Here is a 19,394-nt window from a genome sequence, read left to right as displayed (position 1 = left end):
ACAACCTGTCTACATTACCACATCCTCCCCATGTGAGACCGGCGCGACAAGACGCCGCGACACGGGAGAGATCGCAATGGCGCCCATGCTTGAGTTGCCCGCTGGCCAGGACAATCCACCGGATAACAGCTTCGACGTCGCGATCGTGGGGGCCGGGTTTGCCGGCCTCTACATGCTCCACTGCCTGCGCGAGCACGGCTTTCGCGCTATCGTGCTGGAGGCGGGCGGCGGGGTCGGGGGAACTTGGTACTGGAACCGCTATCCGGGCGCGCGATGCGATATCCCGAGCATCGAATATAGCTATTCCTTCTCGCCCGAACTCGAAAAGGAATGGCGCTGGAGCGAGCGTTACGCCGCCCAGCCCGAGATCCTCGCCTATCTCGATCATGTCGCCGATCGCTTCGATCTGCGCCGCGACATCCGCCTGAATACAAGGGTGGAAGCGGCAATCTGGCAAGAGGAGCCGCAAAGCTGGGAGGTGCGGATCGCGGGCGACGCGCCGATCGAAGCGCGCTTCGTCGTCCTAGCGACGGGCAATCTCTCCACGCCCAAGCTGCCCGATTGGCCGGGCATGGCGGATTTCCGGGGCGAGGTGCTACACACCGCCATGTGGCCCGAAGGCGCCGATCTGGCCGGCAAGCGGGTCGGCGTCGTCGGCACCGGATCATCGGGCATCCAGGCGATACCGCAACTGGCGGCGGTGGCCGAGCAACTCACCATCTTCCAGCGCACGCCGAGCTTCATCGTCCCAGCCAGCAATGCGCCGCTGGGCGATGAGGAGATAGCGGCGATCCAGCCCGACCTTCCTGGCCTGCGCGCCGAAGCGCGCATGTCGGCGCTCGGCTTCTTCCAGAAACCGATCGGCGCCGGCACCGCCAAGGGTGCCTCACCGGAAGAGCGCGCGCAGGTATTCGAAGAAAGCTGGCTATCGGGGCCGGCCGGCCTCCTCTCGGCCTTCGGCGACTTGTTATTCGATATCGAATCCAACGATCATGCCGCCAACTATGCGCGGCAGAAATTCGCCGAACTAATCCATGATCCGGAAACCGCGCGCCGCGTCACTCCGCAGGGCTATCCGATCGGCGCGCGCCGGCTGGTGTCCGAGATCGGCTATTTCGACGCGCTCAACCGCCCCAATGTCGAGTTGATCGATGTGCGCGAGGAACCGATCGCGGCGATCACCGAGCATGGCGTGCGCACGCCCGAGCGTGAGATCCCGATCGATGCGCTGGTGCTGGCGACCGGCTTCCACGCCATGACGGGTGCGGCCGCCGCGATCGACATCGTCGGTACCGACGGACGCACCTTGCGCGACGAATGGGCCGACGGGCCGCGCGCCTACCTCGGCCTTGGCGTCGCGGGCTTCCCCAATCTGTTCTTCGTCACCGGGCCCGGCAGCCCGTCGGTGCTCAGCAACGTCGTCCTGTCGATCGAGCAGCATGTCGAATGGCTGACCGATCTGTTCGATGCCATGCGCCGCGACGGTGCCACCCGCATCGAAGTCGAGGAGGATGCCGAGGCAGCCTGGATGACCGAAGTCGACACGATCGCCCAGCAGACGCTCTTCCCACGCGCCAACAGCTGGTATCATAGCCGCACCCGCGACGGGCGGACGGTGTTCATGCCCTATGTCGGCGGTGTCGGCGCCTATCGCGCGCGCTGCGACCAGATCGCGCGCGACGGCTACCCGGGCTTCCGCCTGACCTCACTCCCGATCGAAAGCCAAGCTGCATGACTTCATCCCCTCTCCAGGGCCGCGTCGCGCTCATCACGGGCGCGGCCGGCTTCATCGGCACCGCGACCGCGGGATTGCTGGCCGCACGCGGCGCGAGGATCGTCGCGGTCGACCACCCCGCCGCCGATCAGAGCAAATTGCGCGCGGCGCTGGCGGGGCATGACGATGCCATCTTCCTGACCGGCGACGTCACCAGCGAAGCCGATGTCCGCGCTTATGCCGCCGCCGCGCAGGAGCAGGCCGGGCGGATCGACATCTTCTTCAACAATGCCGGGGTCGAGGGGCCGCAAGCGGCGATCGCCGATTACCCTGTCGCCGATTTCCGCCGCATCCTCGACATCAACGTCACCGGCGTGTTCCTCGGCCTGCAGGCGGTGATGCCGATCATGATCGCGCAAGGCGGCGGATCGATCATCAACACATCGTCGATCGCGGGCATGATCGGCGCACCCAATATGGCGGGCTATATCGCGTCAAAGCATGCCGTGCTCGGACTGACCCGGGTCGCGGCGCTGGAGGGCGCACCGGTGGGGGTGCGGGTCAATTCGGTCCATCCGGGCTTCATCCAGAGCCGCATGCTCAGCGATATCGCCGAGCGGCTGGGCGGCAATGCCGAAGGGTTGGCCGCATCGGTCCCCGCCGGGCGCCTCGGGACGCCGGACGAGGTGGCGCGCGCGGTCGCCTTCCTCGCTTCCGACGAAAGCAGCTATATGAACGGAAGTGCGCTGGTGCTCGATGGCGGGATGACGGTAGCGTGACGACGCATCGCGACGAGATCGAAGGAGTCGACAGATATGGCGAGCGCTGAACTGGAGCAACTGGTCGCGGGTTTGCGTGCGGGTGGCCCCGATCTCGGAGCGCCGCCCGCCGAAGCGCGTGCAGCCTTCGAGGCCCTCCTTGCCGGCATACCGGTCGCGCCGGACGTCGCGTTCGAGCCGCTCAGCCTCGGTGGCGTGCCGGCCATGCGGGCCGTCACGCCTGGCGCCGCGGGCGATGCGGCATTGCTCTATATGCATGGCGGTGGCTTCGTCGTCGGCAGCGCGCAGGGATATCGTGGGCTGGCGGCCGAACTGGCGCGCGCGGCCGGGCTGACCGCTTTCTCGATCGATTACCGGCTCGCGCCCGAAAACCCCTTCCCCGCCGCCGTCGACGACGCGGTCGCGGCCTATGCCGATCTGCTCGCGCGGGGCTTTGCACCCGGCCGGATCGTGCTGGCAGGCGATTCCGCCGGCGGCGGGCTCACCTTGTCCGCGTTGGTCGCGATCCGCGATCGGGGCCTGCCGCTGCCCGCAGCGGGATTCCTCCTCTCGCCCTGGACCGACCTCGCCTGTGAAGGCGCCAGCCTCGTCACCAAGGCGGCCGAAGATCCCGCACTCAAAGCCGATGCGCTGCGCATTTGCGCCGCGCGTTATCTGGGCGACGCCGACGCCAGGACGCCGCTCGCCTCACCGCTCCATGCGGACCTCGCCGATCTGCCGCCACTGTTGATCCAGGTCGGCTCAGCCGAGATCCTGCTCGACGACGCCGTGCGCACGGCCGCTGCGGCTGGTGCTGCCGCCGTTTCTGTCCGGCTCGAAATCTGGCCCGAGATGGTCCACGTCTTCCAGGCCTTCGCCTTCATGCTGCCCGAAGGGCGCGAGGCGATTGCCACAGCGGGAGCGTTCATGGCCGGGCGGATCGGTTAGAATGACCCGTTCGCCCTGAGCGAAGTCGAAGGACGCTGCACAACGTACTTCGACTATGCTCAGGACGAGCCGAAAGCCTTACTCTGCCGCGGGTGCCGGCGTCTTAGGCTTATACGCGCACAGATCCCGCTCGATGCAGCGCCAGCATTCGGGCTTTCGTGCCTTGCAGACATAGCGACCGTGCAGGATCAGCCAGTGATGCGCATGCCTCCGGAACGGCGCGGGCGTAACCTTCTCGAGTTTGGTCTCGACCGCGACCACATCCTTGCCCGGCGCTAGGCCGGTGCGGTTGCCGACGCGGAAGATGTGCGTGTCGACCGCGATCGTCTCCTCCCCGAACGCCACGTTGAGCACGACATTGGCGGTCTTACGTCCCACGCCGGGCAATGCCTCCAGCGCGGCGCGATCGCGCGGCACTTCGCCGCCATGTTCGGCGATCAGCATCTTCGACAAAGAAATGACATTTTTCGCCTTGGTGTTGAACAGGCCGATCGTCTTGATGTGCCGCTTCAGCCCCTCCTCGCCGAGCGCCACCATCGCTTCGGGTGTCTGCACCTCCTGAAACAGGAGCTTCGTCGCCTTGTTGACGCCGATATCGGTCGCCTGCGCCGAGAGCGCCACTGCGACCAGCAAGGTATAGGGGTTTACATATTGTAGTTCGGTCTCGGGCGAGGGATTTTCCTCGGCGAGGCGACGGTAGAATTCGAAGACGTCGGCTTTCTTCATGGCCGCGTCAGAAACCCAGCATGTCCGCCATCGTGTAGCGCCCGGCGGGCTTGTCGGCCAACCACAGGGCCGCCTTGACCGCGCCGCGCGCGAAGATGCCGCGATTTTCGGCGCGATGACCCAGTTCGATCCGCTCGCCATCGGTGGCGAAGATCACCTGATGATCGCCCGCGACCGATCCCCCGCGCAAAGAGGCATAATAGATGCCCCCCTCCTCGCGCGCATGCGGGCCTTCCTGCATGCGATCGAAACGGTTGAATTCGATATTGTCCGTCGCGCCGCGACCGACGTTGGCCGATGCGCCGAGCAGTAGGGCCGTGCCCGACGGCGTATCGAGCTTGTGGCGATGGTGCATCTCGACGATCTCGATATCCCAATCGGGCCCAAGCATCCGCGCCGCCTGCTCGACCAGCCCGCGCAGCACATTGACGCCGAGCGACGTGTTCGCGGTCTGCAGCACCGCAATCTCGGCTGCCGCCGCGCTGATCATGGCATGGTGCTTGGGCTTGAGCCCGGTCGTTCCGATCACGATCGGCTTGCCCGCTGCGCGCGCGGTGGCGAGGCTGTCGGCAAGCGCATCGGGCGTCGAGAAATCGACCAGCACATCGCACGCGGCGGCCAGTGCCGCAGCATCGGGATAGTCGCCATGCACCGCCCCGTCGCGGGCAATGCCCCCGGCGATCGTCGCGCCCGCGGTAACCACCGCATCGGCGATCGCCTGCCCCATCCGTCCAGCCACACCGATGATGCCGATCCTGATCACTCTTGCCGCTCCATTCCGATCGAAGCGCGCCATGGCAGAGCATGACGCGGCTGTCGAACACCATCCCCTGCTCGTCGTTCCCGCCTCCACGGGAATGACGAGCAAATGAGCTTCGCGTATGTCATTCGGCATGACCACCATCCGTAACATCGTGATCCTCACCGGCGCCGGCATCTCCGCCGAAAGCGGTCTCGCCACCTTCCGCGGCCCCGACGGCCTGTGGGAAGCCTATCGCGTCGAGGAGATCTGCACGCCGCAAGCGCTGGCGCGCGATCCCGATCTGGTGCTTGATTTCTACGATCAACGGCGCCGCGCGCTCGGCTCGGTGGAGCCCAATCCGGCGCATCGCGCGCTGGCGGAGCTGGATGCGGCGTGGCCGGGCGAATTGCTGATCGTCACGCAGAATGTCGATGATCTCCACGAACGCGCGGGCGCGAAGCGGATGGTCCATATCCACGGAGAATTGCTATCGGCCTGGTGCACCGCGTGCGAGGGGCGGTCGCGGTTTGCCGGGGCGATGCTCGATCGGCCGGTCTGCCCGGATTGCGGCTGCGTCGGCACGTTGCGCCCCGATATCGTCTTCTTCGGCGAGATGCCGTATGAGATGGAGATGATCGAGGCGGCGCTGACGCGGGCCGATCTGTTCGTTTCGATCGGCACGTCGGGCGCGGTCTATCCGGCGGCGGGCTTCGTCCGGCTCGCCAAGGCGGCGGGTGCCCGCACGATCGAGCTCAACCTCGACCGAACCACAGGTAGTGGATGGTTCGACGAAACGCGGACCGGGCCGGCGGGGCTTCTGGTTCCGCAGTGGGTTGGGGAAGTGCTTCGTCGCTAGCGATCGCTTCGGTGGGTTCGGCCTCGACCACAGCCTCCGCTTCCGGCCCTTCTGGCCTGATCACCGCCCATCTGCCGCCCGGCATACGCTGCATCGGCACATCGCACCTACGGCAATAGCTGACCCATGTGCCATTCTTGCGCTTCGCCCGCCCGCGCGAACGATCATGCAACCCTAACTTGCAGAGAAGATTGCTTATAAGGAGCATGGATCTGCGACGTTCCCCACCGACGAATCCGGACTAACCCAAGAGGGTTAGAGCGGTAGAGAACTTAATACGATGTTAGCGGAACTCCTGTCCCCTCATATCTGTCGCAGCGCAGCAAAATCCTTGGTGAAGGACCCGCCGTCACGGGCTTCGGCGTGCGCCAGTGTCGCCCGCGCCGCCAGACCCGCAAGCCAGTTACGCCCCGCGACGACCAGTCGGCGACTGGCAGGATCGTCACCGGCCAGTACGGCCAGACGCGCGGCGATCCAGCCACTCGCGGCGAGTTGGGCGAGGCGTAGAAAAGCGGTCGCGCCGCCATCGACTACAGCAAGATCCGTCTGCGCAATGAGAGTGGCAGCGGCGTGCTCCAGCAGATCGAGCGTCTGCGACAGCGCATCACCGGGCGTGCAATCCGCGCGCGCTGCCTTGAGAAAGCAGGCCAGCCCGCGCCCGTCGCGCCGGACGCGGCGGTGAACGATGTCGAGTGCCTGGATGCCGGTGGTGCCTTCGAAGATCGTGAGCACACGGGCGTCGCGCAAATTCTGCTCGACCGGCCACTCGCGCGTATAGCCAGCACCGCCTAGTACCTGGATGGCCGAAGAGGCGACCTCGAACGCGACATCACCCCCGCTCGTCTTGACGATCGGCAGCAGCCACTGGAGCAAGGCGGCGGCATCGGCCTTCGTCTCGGGATCGGTCTCGTGATTGGCGAGATCGACCTGGTTTGCGGCGGTGATCACCAGCCCCCGCAACGTCTCCACCCGCGCCGCCATATCGAGCAGCATGCGCTGGACGTCGGCATGGGTATCGATCGTGACCGGCACCGGCCCACGCCCGCCCTGCTTGCGTTCGGACGCATATTGGAGCGCGACATCGGCCGCGCCCGAAGCGATACCCAGCCCCTGCGCGCCGGTGGCGAGGCGCATGTTCGTGATCATCACGAACATCTGCTGCAGGCCCCTGCCCTCCTGCCCGATCAACCACGCCCTGGCGCCCTCGAAGCCGAGCGCACAGGTGGGCGAGGCATGGAGGCCCATTTTCTCTTCCAGCCGGCGGACGAAGATCGGCTGCCGGATGCCGTCGATCGTGTCGGGCAGCAGGAACAGGCTGAGCCCATCGCTGGTCGCGGTCTTGGCGAGGATGCAATGGCCGATGCGCGGCGCGAGATCATGATCGCCGAACGAAATCCACTGCTTCTCGCCACTGATCGACCAGCTGCCGTCCTCATTGGGCACCGCACGCGTGCGCATGCGCATCACGTCCGATCCGGCCTCGACCTCCGAGATGCAGATCGATGCGACCCATTCGCCGCTGGCGAGCCTGGGCATCCACTCGGCACGGATTTCTTCATTGGCGAAGGCGTGGATCAGGCGCGCGGCAGAGCGGGTCGGCACCGGGATCATCCCGAACGCCGGGCAGGCGCGATCGAGCACTTCCTGCACCGAGAAAGCGAGCGCGGCCGGAAGTCCCTGCCCGCCTTCCTCTTCGGGCAGATCGAGCGTCGGCCAGCCCCCGGCGGCAAACGCCTCCCACGCCTCGCGATGGCCCGACGCGGTCTTGACCCGGCCGTCGACGAGCTTGCAGCCCTGCGCGTCACCGACGTCGTTCAATGCGACGAGATGATCCGAGGCGAGCTTCACCGCCTCGTCGAGGATAGCCACCACCGTCTCGGGCGAGGCGGCGGCGAAGCTCTCCTTCAATTCGCGCAGGCGAGCGGTGCCGAGCGCCGCTTCATATTGGGCGGCGATCAGCGCAGGATCGGCCGGCGGCGGCGCAGCCCTCACTGTGCCGGCGCCACCAGCATGAGCGCGTCGAGCGCGACCGCGCCTTCGCCCTCGGGATAGACCACGACCGGGTTGATATCGATCTCGCGCACCTGCGGGTTGGCACGCATGAACGCGCCGACCTTGCCGATCAGCCCAGCGACCGCATCGACATCGAGCGCGGGCGAGCCACGGAAGCCGCGCAGCAATTGCCCGGCCTTGAGCGCGTTCAATTCCTTCACGATCGCCTCGTGCGTCAGATCGGGCGGCATCAGGCGGGCATCATGGAACAGTTCGGCCATCACGCCGCCAAGGCCTGCCAGCACGACCGGCCCCCATTCGGGATCGTTGCGCGCACCGACGATCAGTTCGGTGCCGCGCTTGCCCATCCCCTCGACCAGCACGCCATCGAGCGCGATCTTGGGATCATAGGCCTTCACATTGGCATAGAGCCGGTCCCAGCCCTCGGCCAAAGCGGCATCGTCGGCGAGGTTGAGGATCACGCCGCCGGCATCGCTCTTGTGCGACAAATCGGCCGACTGCGCCTTGATCACGACCGGATAGCCGATCTCGTTCGCAACCGCCTGCGCCTCGGCGACGGTGGCGGCGAACTTGCCCTTGGGGAAAGGCACGCCGAGCGGTGCGAGCAATGCCTTGGACTTGTATTCGGGGATCACGCCGCCTTCGGCGGAGAACGTCGCCTGCGCCGCAGTCTCGTCCGACGCGGCATAGTCGCGCTTCGCCACGGCGGCGTAGCGCGCGACCGCGCGGAAGGCGCGATCGGGGGTCGGGAAGAACGGCACGTTCAGATCGCGCAGGCCCTTGATATAGTCTGGCGGGACCGCCGCGCCATCGTCGAGCCCGGCATAGATGACCGGCTTGTTGGGCTTGAGCCGCGCCAGGGTCTCGATGATCGGCGGCATCTTGATATTGGCGGTATTATAATCCGTCTGGATGATGACGATGATGATCGAATTGACGCGATCATCCTCCATCAAAGCCTCGAACACGCGGCCATAGAGGCCCGGATCGACCAACGCCTGCGCGGTCAGATCGGTCGGGTTCGAGACCGCTATGAAATCGGGCATCACCTCGCGCAATTTCGGGCTGAGCTCATCACTGAATGGTGGGAGGTCGAGCCCGATGGCCTCGGCGGTGTCGAGCGACATCGCCTTGAACGCGCCGCTTTCGCCCAGGATTGCGGCGCCCGGCTTGATCTGGCCGCAGCGCACGGCCAGATCGACGATGTCGCCCATTTCCTCGAGATCGCCGGCGAGCACGACACCCGCCCGCTCGACGAGCACGCGCATCACCTCATAATCGCCGGCCATCGCGCCGGTATGGGTGGCAGCGGATTCGCGACCGGCCGCGCTCTTACCGGGGTGGAGCAGGACGATCTGCTTGCCCGCGGCATGCGCGCGTTTCGCCAGTTCGAGGAAGCGCGCCGGCTGGCGGATCTGCTCGCAGATCGCCGCGATCACCGCGGTGTCGGCATCGCCGATCAGATATTCTAGATAATCCTCGGTCTGGCTCTGCGCCTCGTTGCCGGTAGAAATGTAGAAAGAGAGCGGGATGTCCTTGGACATGAGCGTGACCGCGACCACCGCCGCCATCGCGCCCGACTGGCTGACGATACCGACGCGCTTGCCCGACCGCTTGGGCGATTTGGGCATGCCGACGAAGGTGAGCTCGATATCGCTCATGAAATTGATCACGCCGAGGCAGTTGGGCCCGAGCACGACCATGCCCGCCTCACTCGCGACGCGCGCAATCTCTTGCTGCTCCGCCAGCCCTTCTTCGCCACCCTCGGCAAAGCCCGCCGAGAAGATGATCGCACCGCCGACGCCCCGCGCGGCTAGCTGCCGGACCGAATCCAGCACAGCGGCCTTGGGGATCGCCAGCACCGCCACGTCGACGCCCTCGGGCAGTGCCTCGATCGAGTTGAGACAGGGGCGGCCGTCGATGTCGGGGCGGCGCGGATTGATGAGATACATGTCGCCGGCGAAATTCGCCTCGATCAGGTTGCGCATCAGCCGGTTGCCGAGCGCGCCCGGCGTAGGCGAGGCCCCCACGATCGCGACCGATTTCGGCCGGAGAATGCGGTCGATCTTGGCGGCGGGAATCGGGGCGGTCGCGTCCATGCGGTGTCCTCTGGGATTGGTAGAGTAAGCCCCTCCCGCTGTGCGGGAGGGGTTTGGGGAGGGGCGTGCGTCCACGAGCCGCGCTCAAGGGGTAGCCCCTCCCCGCCCCCTCCCGCAAGCGGGAGGGGAGATTGAGTTACGACTTCTGCTTCGACGTGTCGTACGCGCCCAGGCCCGGCTTGTAGGTCTTGTCGTCAAGGAATTGCTTCATGCCTTCCTTGCGACCGTCGGGATCGAAGCTGTCTGCGGCTTCCTGCGCGCGGATCAGATAATCTTCGGCATTGTCGTAGGTCATCTCGATCACGCGACGGACCGCGTCCTTGGTCGCCTTGAGTGCGACCGGATTCTTCTTGAGCAAGACGTTCGCGATCTCGGTGACACGATCCTTGAGCTGGGCGAGCGGCACGCTCTCGGTGACGAGGCCCTGCGCGGCGGCCTGCTGGCCGTCGAGATTCTCGCCCATCATCGCGTGGTACATCGCCTTGCGCGCCGACATCAGGTTGGTCGCGACCTTGGTTGCGCCGCCGCCGGGAAGAATACCCCAGTTGATCTCGGACAGGCCGAACTTGGCCTCGTCCGCCGCCACCGCGATATCGCAGGCATAGAGCGGGCCGTACGCACCGCCGAAGCACCAGCCGTTGACCATCGCGATCGTCGGTTTTCTGTACCAGCGCAGCTGCTCCCACCAGCGGTAAGCGGCACGCTGCGCGCGGCGGGTGCCTTCGAGCCCCTTGGTGGCGCTCTCACGGAAATATTCCTTGAGGTCCATGCCGGCCGACCAGGCGCTGCCCTCGCCGGTGAGCACCAGAACGCCGACATCGTCGCGGAACTCGAGCTCGTCGAGCACTTCGGCCATGCGGCGGTTGAGCGTCGGGCTCTGCGCGTTGCGCTTGTCGGGGCGGTTGAACTTCACCCAGGCGATGCGATCGACGACTTCATAAACGACGACGTCTTCGGTGGTGGTGTCGGTCATTTCTCTCTCACTTCCGTTCGTCCCGAGCGAAGTCGAGGGACGTTGGTGGGTGGCGGCGTGTCTCGACTTCGCTCGACACGAACGGGCGGTTCGGCCCTAGATCGGATAATGGCCCGGCTGGGTCTCGATCGTGATCCAGCGCAGTTCGGAGAAAGCATCGATGCCGGCCCTGCCGCCGAAGCGGCCATAGCCCGACGCCTTGACCCCGCCGAACGGCATCTGCGCCTCGTCATGCACGGTCGGGCCGTTGACGTGGCAGATACCCGACTTGATCTGGCGCGCAACCTTCAGCCCGCGCGCGATATCACGCGTGAAGACCGAGGCGGACAGGCCATATTCGGTGTCGTTGGCAAGCGCGATCGCATCGGCCTCATCCTTCGCGCGGATCACCGCGACGACCGGGCCGAAGCTTTCCTCACGGAACAATTTCATCGCGGGCGTCACCTTGTCGACGACATGCGCCGGCATCAGCACGCCCTGCGACGCACCACCATTGGCAAGCTCGGCGCCCGCCGCAACCGCGTCGTCGATGAGGCCCTGGACGTGGGTGACGGTCTTGGCATCGACCACCGCACCCAAAGGCGTCGTGCCCTCGCGCGGATCGCCGACCGCCATGGTCGAAACCTTGGCCTTGAAGCGCGCGACGAAATCGTCGGCGACGGCGTCGACGACGATGATCCGCTCGGTCGACATGCAGATCTGGCCCTGGTTCATGAAGGCGCCGAACGCAGCGGCCTTGACCGCCTCGTCGAGGTCAGCGTCATCGAGAATGATCAGCGGCGCCTTGCCGCCCAGCTCGAGCAGGCAAGGCTTTAGATTCTCGGCCGCGCGCTTTGCGACGATCCGGCCGACCGCCGTCGATCCGGTGAAGTTGATCCGGCGCACCGCCGGGTGATCGATCAGCGCCCCCACGACGTTGCCGGCATCGGCCGGCGCGTTGGTGACGAAATTGACCACGCCAGCCGGGAAACCCGCTTCCTGGAACGCCTCGATGATCAGGCCATGCGTGCGCGGGCACAGTTCCGAGCCCTTGAGGATAACGGTATTGCCGCACGCGAGCGGCACCGCGATCGCACGCACGCCGAGAATGATCGGCGCATTCCATGGCGCGATGCCCAGGACCACACCCGCCGGTTCGCGGATCGCCATGGCGAGGCAGCCGGGCTTGTCTGACGGGATCACTTCACCCGAAATCTGGGTGGTCAGCGCGGCGGCCTCGCGGATCATCGAAGCAGCGAGCCCAAGGTTGAACAGAGCCCATCCTTTGGTGGCGCCGATTTCACTCATCATCGCGTCGACGAAGTCGCCGGCCTTGGACTCCAGCGCGGTGGCCGCCTTCATCAGAAAAGCGCGCCGCGCGTTGGGGCCGAGTTCCGCCCACGCGCCGAGAGCGACCGCCGCCGCATCACCCGCGGCATTGGCGTCGTCCACGCTCGCAGCTGCGGCCTGCGTCGCCACATCGCCGGTTACAGGGTTTATGCGATCGAATGTGTCGTTGGCCGCGCGTTGTGCGCCACCAATGAGAAGCGAAACTGCCTGAGCCGCCATGATTCCTCTCCCGGGGAATATTGAGGCAAACCGATTAGCAGGCTTGATTTGTTATTGGCAATAACAATAACGATGTTTCATGGCCGCATTGCCCCCCCTGCCCGATCCTTTTTCCGAACTGGTCGGTTATCACCTCCGCCGACTGTCGCAATTGGTCATGGGGGATCTGGCCGAACGGCTCGACTCGCTCGATCTGCGGCCGACCGAGGCCTCTGTCCTGTTCGTGATCGCCGCCACGCCGGGCGTCACCCAGAGCGATATCGGCCGGATGCTGGGGATCAAGCGCGCCAATATGGCACCGATGGTCGCGACGCTGGAGGCGCGCGGACTGGTCAGCCGTTCCGCGGTCGACGGCCGATCGCAGGCGCTACGGCTGACGGCCGAGGGCGAATCGATGAGGGCCCGGGCGCGGAATGCCACGCGGGAAAACGAGCGCCGCTCATTTGCATCCTTGTCGGATGCGGAACGCGCAGCGCTGATCGACAAGCTCCAGACCTTGTGGGAAAAGCTGGAAGGCTAGCAGGGGCGAGTTCCCTTTCCATTCTGGGAAGGGTTTGCCTCAATCCATATTGCGCGCTTCCATTCGCTCGATCGCGCGATCCATCGCATTTAACGCCCGCTCGCGTGAACGCTCGTCCATATCCTGCGCATTACGCAGCCCTTCACGCGCTTTCTGGAGCGCCGTGGAAATCTGGGTCCGAATGGCCGCCTGATCGACGCAACCCGCGGAAAGACGCGCAATCGCCTGACGGTCGGTCTCGGGCCCGATCGCCGGCCGCGCATAGCGGCAGTTCGTAGCCATTTGAACCCGCGCCTGCGCCAATGCCGCCGTCACCGTCTCGCGAACATGCGCGGCGTCGATCGCGCTGCGGACCTCCGCCGCCGATCGTTCTGCGCGAGCCCTGGCCGCCTCGGCACGCGCCCGGGCGGCCTCGGCCCGGCCTTCCGCCCGCTCCTGCTCGGCCGCAGCCAGCTCGGCGACGCGCTCGGCCATGGCAGCGGCGTGGCGCGCCGCCCGTGCCTGGGCTGCCGCGATGCGCGCTGCCTTGCCGGCCTCGGCGAAATCGACCGTGACGGGCGGGATCGGGGGAATTGGGGGCACGGACGCGACAGCCGGAACCGGCGGCACCGGCGCCACAGGTGGAATCGGGGCCACAGGCGCTGCCAGACCATCCGCGTCGCTGCGAACCCGAAGCTTTGGCGCATTGGTGCGACGCGCGTCGGCCAAGCGGATGGGGTTCGGTGGCACTGCAGCCGGCTTTGCCGGACGAGCGGGCAACGCGGGCGCGGCCGGCGCATCGCCGACCGAAGCGGCGGCGTGCATCGAACTGCCATTGTCATGATCGAACGAAAACGGCGCCCCATCCATCTGCATCACCGCCTGGCGGAAACCGGGTAGCCGCGATGGGGCTGCGACGCTGCCCGATGCCGTAAGCGCGAGCCCACCGGCGATGGTGGCGCCAGCGATGAGCCCACCGCCGATCCGGCGCAGGCGGCTGCGATTGGGCTTGGCCATCATCTTCAATCTCCTTTTGAGCATCGCCGCGGATCCGATCGCACAGGCGGCGGCGGGTGTGGCCGCATGAACCGATTTCACCAAAGCGGCGCCGTAGACCGGCGTTGCCTCGGGGGCCTCGTCCGCCAGCACGGTAGCGTCGCAGGCGAGTTCCTGATCGACGCGGAAGGCGCGATAAGCGCGGTAGGCAAGCGGGTTGAACCAGTGGAGCGAGAGGATCGCGAGCGCGGCCGCATTGGCGATCAGATCGCCGCGGACGTGGTGAGCCACCTCATGCGCCAGCACCAGCCGGCGCTCGGCCGGATCGTAACGCGTGGTGAAATCGGCGGGTAGCAAGATGCGGCGGCGCAGGATGCCGACGGCCGCCGGGCCGCCGACATGCGGTCCGCAATGGATTGCGATCCCGCAGGTCCGGCACAGCAACGCCGATCCCCGCAGAGCGGCGCTGAGGAAGCGGCGATACAAGCCCATCTGCCAGCAGAAATGAAGCAAAGCGCCGCCGAGCCAGATCATGAACACGACCATGACCCAATGGCCCGCCAGCCAGTCGAATATCCCGGGCTCCGGTTGCGCCGCCAACATCTGCGCTAGCGCGGTGCCGGCATCGGCCGGCGCATCGATTGCCGGGAGATCGATGTCGATCGGCAGCGATACCGGCGCATGCGCCGTCTTCGGCAGTCGCGGCAACACCATCCGGGCGAGCGGCAGGAGCCAGAGCAGATAGGCGACCCGCGGCCCGAACGCGGCCGCGACCCGGTCGCGCAACAGTAGCACCAGCCCCATCAACAGCGTGCTGGCCACCAGTGTCTCGATCACCCAGCCGATCATGCCTTGAGCTCCTTGAGCAGCGCCTCAAGCTCGGCGATGTCTTCCGGCGTCAGCCCTTCCCCGGCGGCCAGATGCGCCACCAACGGCGCAGCCCGACCGCCGAACAGGCGATCGACCAGACGGCGGGATTCGCGCGTCGCATGTTCGGCGCGCGCGACCGCCGGGCGATAGAGGTAGCGCCGACCATCCTCCTCATGCGCCAGCGCGCCCTTGGCGAGCAGGCGGGCGAGCATCGTCTTGACGGTGCGCTCGCTCCACGCCCGCTCCGCGGGGATGCGCTCCGCGACTTCGGCAGCGGTGAGCGGCGCATCAGCCGCCCACAACACCTCCATCACCGCATGTTCGCCTTCGCTGATTCGTTCGGCCATGCAACTCGACCCTCTTGATTACATCTGTAGTCTTAATGACTACGATCGTAATCGTCAAGAGCCCGAGCGGGCATGAGCCGGCGCCCGCGCGCTGTGTGTCAGCGCCGCTGGAATTCTGGGCTTACCAGCATCAGCGTAAGCGCCGATGCACCGCTTTCAGCCTGGGCAATCGCCGCGGCGGTGGTCGGGCTCACCATGCCTGGCATCAATTTTGGCGCTAGCGTGCGGGCGTCGAGCAGGCGCGCCGCCTGCGACGCGAAATGCTCGGCCAGTTGCACCCTGACGACCAGCGCTTCGGGTGCGGCCCAACTTGCCGAAATATCGTCAAACCCTGCCGGCGATCCCGGTTGCCAGATACTCTGACCGAGCAAGGTCAGCATGGACTGGAAATCCAGTCCGGGCACCTCGCGCCGGCCGAGGCCGCGCAGCATCGACACCACCCAATCCCACGGGGTCTTGAACTTGGTGGCGGTCGCCGCCCACGCTTCGGGTGCCTCGATCATGACACGATAGACCGCGGGCAGGTCGCCTTGGCTTTCGAGGAAAGCCTTGCTCATCCGCTCGATCATCGCGGGTGGCGGGTTATCTGCCACGAAATGCCGCGCCAGCTTGGTCGAGATATGTCTCGCTGTGGCAGGCGCGTTGGCCAGATCATGCAAGACACTTTTGGCCTGTTGTTCCCCACCAGCCGGATAGACCTTGCCCATGATCGTTCGATTGCCGGGCGAATGGATCACGTCCCGGAATACGAAACTGCCGGTCGTCGGCTCGTCGGAGGCCGGCCGATACCCCATTCCGCTGACGGTCCATCCCGTTAGAGCGCGTGCGAATTCGGTGACATCGGCTTGGCTGTAGCCGGAGCGAGCGCCGAGCGTGTGCAATTCCATGATCTCACGGGCCAGATTTTCGTTAAGGCCGACATCCATACCAGGCTGCGTCCGCACGACCTGCTGTGAAAACCAGCTACCGGGGCCGACCGAGCCATATTGATCGAGATAGAAGAGCATTGCCGGATGATGTTCGACGGCCATGAGCATGTCTTCGAACCGGCCCAGCACATGCGGCCGGATGGCGTCGATCTCATAAGCGGCCGCGAAGATGCCGACCTGCGGTTTCTCAATCGAAAGCGCGAAATGGTTCGACCAGAAGGCGGCGAGCCGTTCGACGAAGGGCGCCTCGGTATCCAGCGCGATGGCCACCCGGGCGTTGATCGCAGCCGCATAGCCATCGTGCGCCTCCTGCGCCATCGCCTGCTGCTGATCGGGCCGCTTCGCCCGCAGGATTGAAACCAGATCGGTCTGCAACGGGATGGCGTCGGACGTACCCGCCGCCGGTGGATGGTCCTGCGCAAGGATCGCGCGCACGCGCGCGCCCGGCACCGAAAGCCCGGCGTAAGCAGCCGGCTTGGCATCGAACCGGGCCAACTGGCCGAGCAGCCAGCCCTTCGGATCGCCCGACAACGTCTCGTTCGGCCGGGCACCGAGGCCGAACCGGTTGAGCGCGATCGCCTGCATCCGCGGCAACGAGAGCGACACGAATCCCTCCAGCAAAACAGACGATGATCAGACGCGGAAAAGCCCCTCCAACGGCCTTCCCGGCGGCACGGTTGGGAACAATGCGCGCGTCGTCCGCGCCGGATCCATGCCAAAACTCTCGGCAGCGAGCCCGGAAATCACGCTGTCGAGGCCGATCGTCGGCTTGAGATCCCGCATCTCGTAAAGCGCGGTCTGCGACAGCCCAGGCCAATCGGCGATCACGCGACCGCCTTTGAGGCCGCCGCCGAACAGCATCGCTACGGACGCTGTGCCATGATCGGTGCCGCCGGTACCGTTGACCGCCGCAGTCCGGCCGAATTCGGTTGCTACCAGCACGACCGTGTCGCTCCACACCGGCCCGAGCCCGTCGCGCAACGACGCGATCATTACGTCGAGCGCCTTGAATTGCTGGGTCAGGCGACCTTGCTGGCCGGTATGGGTGTCCCACCCGCCGGTCTCGAGCATCGCGATACGCGGCCCGTCCGGATGGACAAGAAAGCTGGCAGCGAGCTTACCAAGCTTTGCCGGATCCTGCCCGGCGCGTTGGCCGCTGCCCATGCCACGCGTTGCAAGTGCCTCATCCCACAAGGCGTGGAGTTGCTGATCGCCCTGATACATGCGGCCGACCCGCGCGAGAAGATCGTCTGATGCCTCGGGCAGACCCGAAGGAGCGTAGGACGCCACTTCCGCGGGCCCGCGCAACGCGACCGGGATGGTCGTTGCAAAGGCGATCGCCTCATCCTTCTGCCTGGGCAGCAGCGCCACCAGCCGGTTCATCCAACCGTCATTGACCGCGTAAGGCACGGTGCCGCCGGTTTCGAGCACATTCTGGCCATCGAAATGCGATCGTTCGCGATAGGGCGAGGCGGTGGCATGGACGAATATCGCCTGCCCCGACATATACATCTTGCCGATTTCCACCATCACCGGATGCAACGCGAAATGCCCGTCGAGCTTGATCGCGGTGGCGGGATCGACCGCTATCTGCCCGCGCAGGCGCTGATAATCGGGATCGGCATAGGGGATCACGGTATGAAGGCCATCGGCCGCGCCGCGCTGGATGATGAAGACGAAGCGGCGGTTGGTGGCCGCCGCAGCGAGCGCCATATGCGGCGCGACGAGGATCGAGCCGGTACCGGCGGCAGCAAACTTGAGAAATTGGCGGCGGGGGAGGATCATGGTCATCTCCTCTGAAATTCGGGGCTGACCAGCAGCAGGGTCAGCGCGGCAGGGCCGCTTTCGGCCTGGGCCAGAACGGTGGTGGTAGCGGGCGTCAGTGTACCCGGCAGCAATTGCGGCCCGATCGCGCGCGCATCGATCTGCGGGCCAGCCTGCGCCGCGAAACGCTGCGCGAGTTCAAGCCGCACCATCAGCGCTTCGGGTGCTGCCCAACTGGCCGACATATCGTCATAGCCGGCGGGCGATCCGGCCCGCCACACCGGCTGGCCCAACTGATAGAATATCGATGCAAAATCGGTCTTGAGGATGTCGCGCCGGCCAAGCCCACGCAGCGAGGATACGGTCCAATCCCACGGGGTCTTGAACTTGGTGGCAGTCGCCGCCCATGCTTCGGGTGCCTCGATCATGACACGATAGACCGCGGGCAGGTCGCCTTGGCTGTCAAGAAAGGCCTTAGCCATGCGAACGACCAGGCGCGGCGGCGGATCATCAGCCACGAAATGCCGCGCCAGCTTGGTGGAAATGTGTTTCGCGGTGGCCGGCGACATAGCGAGATCGCGCAGCACCGCTAACCCTTGCTCCTCGCCGCCGGCCGGATAGCGTTTGCCCATGATCGTGCGGTCGCCCGGTTCATGGATCTGATCGCGGAACATGAATTCACCGGGTTTGATACCGTCACGCTTGCCCATCTGCCCAAGCCCGCCCAAGGTCCAGCCGGTCAGCGCACGCGCGAATTCGGTGACGTCGGCCTGACTGTAGCCCGTGCGCACCCCGAGCGTGTGCAACTCCATGATCTCACGCGCCAGATTCTCGTTGAGGCCAACCCGCAGTTCCGGCCGACGCTCCCTCAGCCGCGCCGCATAAGGGCTGTCCGGGCCAGTCGACTGATATTGATCGAGGTAGAAGAGCATCGCCGGATGATGCTCGACCGCCATCAGCATATCCTCGAACTTGCCGAGCACATGCGGGCGGATAGCGTCCATTTCGTAGGCTGCGGCAAAGACGCCGACCTGCGGCTTTTCGACGGACAGCACGAAGTGGTTCGACCAGAAGGTCGCCAACCGTTCGACGAACGGCGTCTCCGTCGTCAGCGCGATCGCCATCCGCGCGTTGACGCTCTGGCGATAGGTTTCGCGCATTTCGGCACTGAGCGCTTGCTCGACCTCCTTGCGTTTGCTGGGCCCCAACAGCGCGGCCATGTCGGTCGGCAGCGGCGTACTATCCACCGACGCAGCACCGCCCGCCATCGCTGTCGCAGGCGCCGCACCCGCGGCGGGAGCCGTGAACGGCATGGATGCCGGGACACCTGTCGTCGGCGATGGTGCCGGCACCTGCCCGATGGCAAGCAGTTCGTTGACCTCGTTGGTATAAGCCCGCGCCAGCGTACCGGGCGCCGGCAGCGCGGCATAAGGTGCCGGTTTGACCTCGAACGCGTCGAACTGGCCGAGCAGCCAGGCTTTGGGATTGGCAGGCGGCTCTTCGTTCAAGCGCGCGCCGAGCCCGAAGCGATTGAGCGCGATCGACTGGGCCTGGGGTAAGGAAAGCGACATCAGCGTCTCCAGTGTCTGGAGCTTACACGTGCGAACAGAGC

16 protein-coding genes are annotated in these 19,394 nt (G+C 65.9%); 5 read left to right on the top strand and 11 right to left on the bottom strand.

Going from position 1 to position 19,394, the window contains the following annotated elements:
* Window positions 1-76 precede the first annotated feature (76 nt).
* From AB4Z44_RS02695 to AB4Z44_RS02685, 3 genes are read left to right on the top strand one after another with little or no spacing between them, the layout of a single operon-like run.
* Window positions 77-1,735, top strand: a complete 1,659-nt coding sequence (locus AB4Z44_RS02695) for a flavin-containing monooxygenase (RefSeq protein ID WP_404712544.1) — start codon at window positions 77-79, stop codon at window positions 1,733-1,735.
* Window positions 1,732-2,493 carry an SDR family NAD(P)-dependent oxidoreductase gene (locus AB4Z44_RS02690; RefSeq protein ID WP_404712543.1) on the top strand — a complete coding sequence of 254 codons (762 nt, stop codon included), beginning with the start codon at window positions 1,732-1,734 and terminating at the stop codon, window positions 2,491-2,493. Before AB4Z44_RS02695 ends, AB4Z44_RS02690 begins: the two co-directional genes overlap by 4 nt.
* 36 nt (window positions 2,494-2,529) lie before the next feature.
* Window positions 2,530-3,420, top strand: coding sequence for an alpha/beta hydrolase (locus AB4Z44_RS02685; protein WP_404712542.1), 891 nt, complete (start codon window positions 2,530-2,532; stop codon window positions 3,418-3,420).
* A gap of 78 nt (window positions 3,421-3,498) precedes the next feature.
* Here AB4Z44_RS02685 and nth read toward each other — a convergent pair whose 3' ends face one another.
* Together nth and dapB are read right to left on the bottom strand one after the other, a co-directional pair.
* Window positions 3,499-4,146, bottom strand: coding sequence for an endonuclease III (gene nth / locus AB4Z44_RS02680; protein ID WP_404712541.1), 648 nt, complete (start codon window positions 4,144-4,146; stop codon window positions 3,499-3,501).
* A gap of 7 nt (window positions 4,147-4,153) precedes the next feature.
* Window positions 4,154-4,909 (bottom strand): 4-hydroxy-tetrahydrodipicolinate reductase, encoded by a 756-nt coding sequence (gene dapB / locus AB4Z44_RS02675; RefSeq protein WP_404712540.1) that lies wholly within the window; start codon window positions 4,907-4,909, stop codon window positions 4,154-4,156.
* Window positions 4,910-5,039: 130 nt separating this feature from the next.
* Between dapB and AB4Z44_RS02670 the strand changes: the two genes are divergently transcribed.
* Window positions 5,040-5,744 carry an NAD-dependent deacylase gene (locus tag AB4Z44_RS02670; RefSeq protein WP_404712539.1) on the top strand — a complete coding sequence of 235 codons (705 nt, stop codon included), beginning with the start codon at window positions 5,040-5,042 and terminating at the stop codon, window positions 5,742-5,744.
* 303 nt (window positions 5,745-6,047) lie between these two features.
* Here the strand turns inward: AB4Z44_RS02670 and AB4Z44_RS02665 are convergent, their stop codons facing one another.
* The 4 genes from AB4Z44_RS02665 to AB4Z44_RS02650 form a co-directional block, all read right to left on the bottom strand.
* Complete coding sequence (locus AB4Z44_RS02665; RefSeq protein ID WP_404712538.1) at window positions 6,048-7,736, bottom strand: acyl-CoA dehydrogenase family protein; 1,689 nt, start codon at window positions 7,734-7,736, stop codon at window positions 6,048-6,050.
* Window positions 7,733-9,856: an acetate--CoA ligase family protein gene (locus tag AB4Z44_RS02660; protein WP_404712537.1), complete on the bottom strand. Its 2,124-nt coding sequence runs from the start codon at window positions 9,854-9,856 to the stop codon at window positions 7,733-7,735. Before AB4Z44_RS02660 ends, AB4Z44_RS02665 begins: the two co-directional genes overlap by 4 nt.
* 136 nt (window positions 9,857-9,992) lie before the next feature.
* Window positions 9,993-10,829, bottom strand: coding sequence for a p-hydroxycinnamoyl CoA hydratase/lyase (locus AB4Z44_RS02655; protein ID WP_404712536.1), 837 nt, complete (start codon window positions 10,827-10,829; stop codon window positions 9,993-9,995).
* 96 nt (window positions 10,830-10,925) lie between these two features.
* Complete coding sequence (locus AB4Z44_RS02650) at window positions 10,926-12,377, bottom strand: aldehyde dehydrogenase (protein ID WP_404712535.1); 1,452 nt, start codon at window positions 12,375-12,377, stop codon at window positions 10,926-10,928.
* Window positions 12,378-12,456: 79 nt separating this feature from the next.
* Between AB4Z44_RS02650 and AB4Z44_RS02645 the strand changes: the two genes are divergently transcribed.
* Window positions 12,457-12,897, top strand: a complete 441-nt coding sequence (locus AB4Z44_RS02645; RefSeq protein WP_404712534.1) for a MarR family winged helix-turn-helix transcriptional regulator — start codon at window positions 12,457-12,459, stop codon at window positions 12,895-12,897.
* 39 nt (window positions 12,898-12,936) lie between these two features.
* On the opposite strand, the gene AB4Z44_RS02640 is transcribed toward AB4Z44_RS02645, so the two are convergent.
* The 5 genes from AB4Z44_RS02640 to AB4Z44_RS02620 all read right to left on the bottom strand — a co-directional run bounded on the left by AB4Z44_RS02640 (window position 12,937) and on the right by AB4Z44_RS02620 (window position 19,353).
* Window positions 12,937-14,721, bottom strand: a complete 1,785-nt coding sequence (locus AB4Z44_RS02640; RefSeq protein WP_404712533.1) for a M56 family metallopeptidase — start codon at window positions 14,719-14,721, stop codon at window positions 12,937-12,939.
* The gene (locus AB4Z44_RS02635) at window positions 14,718-15,089 is read right to left on the bottom strand and encodes a BlaI/MecI/CopY family transcriptional regulator (protein WP_404712532.1); all 372 of its coding nucleotides are present in this window, start codon (window positions 15,087-15,089) and stop codon (window positions 14,718-14,720) included. The genes AB4Z44_RS02640 and AB4Z44_RS02635 overlap by 4 nt, the downstream gene beginning before the upstream one ends.
* 98 nt (window positions 15,090-15,187) lie before the next feature.
* Window positions 15,188-16,624 (bottom strand): DUF1800 family protein, encoded by a 1,437-nt coding sequence (locus AB4Z44_RS02630; RefSeq protein ID WP_404712531.1) that lies wholly within the window; start codon window positions 16,622-16,624, stop codon window positions 15,188-15,190.
* A gap of 27 nt (window positions 16,625-16,651) precedes the next feature.
* On the bottom strand, window positions 16,652-17,803 hold the full coding sequence (locus tag AB4Z44_RS02625) for a DUF1501 domain-containing protein (protein ID WP_404712530.1): 1,152 nt from the start codon (window positions 17,801-17,803) through the stop codon (window positions 16,652-16,654).
* A gap of 2 nt (window positions 17,804-17,805) precedes the next feature.
* Window positions 17,806-19,353 (bottom strand): DUF1800 family protein, encoded by a 1,548-nt coding sequence (locus tag AB4Z44_RS02620; protein ID WP_404712529.1) that lies wholly within the window; start codon window positions 19,351-19,353, stop codon window positions 17,806-17,808.
* Window positions 19,354-19,394: the final 41 nt, after the last annotated feature.

It is taken from the genome of Sphingomonas sp. MMS24-J13, from assembly GCF_044905095.1.
In the GTDB taxonomy this organism is placed as follows: Bacteria; Pseudomonadota; Alphaproteobacteria; order Sphingomonadales; family Sphingomonadaceae; genus Sphingomonas_I.
The sequence above is the reverse complement of the archived record's forward strand: the minus strand, read 5'-3'. Positions and strand labels throughout refer to the sequence as shown.

Excerpts from the sequence above, each read along its gene's own strand:
- AB4Z44_RS02695 (WP_404712544.1), top strand. The coding sequence starts at position 77 with ATGGCGCCCATGCTTGAGTTGCCCGCTGGCCAGGACAATCCACCGGAT.
- AB4Z44_RS02690 (WP_404712543.1), top strand. The coding sequence starts at position 1,732 with ATGACTTCATCCCCTCTCCAGGGCCGCGTCGCGCTCATCACGGGCGCG.
- AB4Z44_RS02685 (WP_404712542.1), top strand. The coding sequence starts at position 2,530 with ATGGCGAGCGCTGAACTGGAGCAACTGGTCGCGGGTTTGCGTGCGGGT.
- nth (WP_404712541.1), bottom strand. The coding sequence starts at position 4,146 with ATGAAGAAAGCCGACGTCTTCGAATTCTACCGTCGCCTCGCCGAGGAA.
- AB4Z44_RS02670 (WP_404712539.1), top strand. The coding sequence starts at position 5,040 with ATGACCACCATCCGTAACATCGTGATCCTCACCGGCGCCGGCATCTCC.
- AB4Z44_RS02660 (WP_404712537.1), bottom strand. The coding sequence starts at position 9,856 with ATGGACGCGACCGCCCCGATTCCCGCCGCCAAGATCGACCGCATTCTC.
- AB4Z44_RS02655 (WP_404712536.1), bottom strand. The coding sequence starts at position 10,829 with ATGACCGACACCACCACCGAAGACGTCGTCGTTTATGAAGTCGTCGAT.
- AB4Z44_RS02650 (WP_404712535.1), bottom strand. The coding sequence starts at position 12,377 with ATGGCGGCTCAGGCAGTTTCGCTTCTCATTGGTGGCGCACAACGCGCG.
- AB4Z44_RS02645 (WP_404712534.1), top strand. The coding sequence starts at position 12,457 with ATGGCCGCATTGCCCCCCCTGCCCGATCCTTTTTCCGAACTGGTCGGT.
- AB4Z44_RS02640 (WP_404712533.1), bottom strand. The coding sequence starts at position 14,721 with ATGATCGGCTGGGTGATCGAGACACTGGTGGCCAGCACGCTGTTGATG.
- AB4Z44_RS02635 (WP_404712532.1), bottom strand. The coding sequence starts at position 15,089 with ATGGCCGAACGAATCAGCGAAGGCGAACATGCGGTGATGGAGGTGTTG.
- AB4Z44_RS02625 (WP_404712530.1), bottom strand. The coding sequence starts at position 17,803 with ATGATCCTCCCCCGCCGCCAATTTCTCAAGTTTGCTGCCGCCGGTACC.
- AB4Z44_RS02620 (WP_404712529.1), bottom strand. The coding sequence starts at position 19,353 with ATGTCGCTTTCCTTACCCCAGGCCCAGTCGATCGCGCTCAATCGCTTC.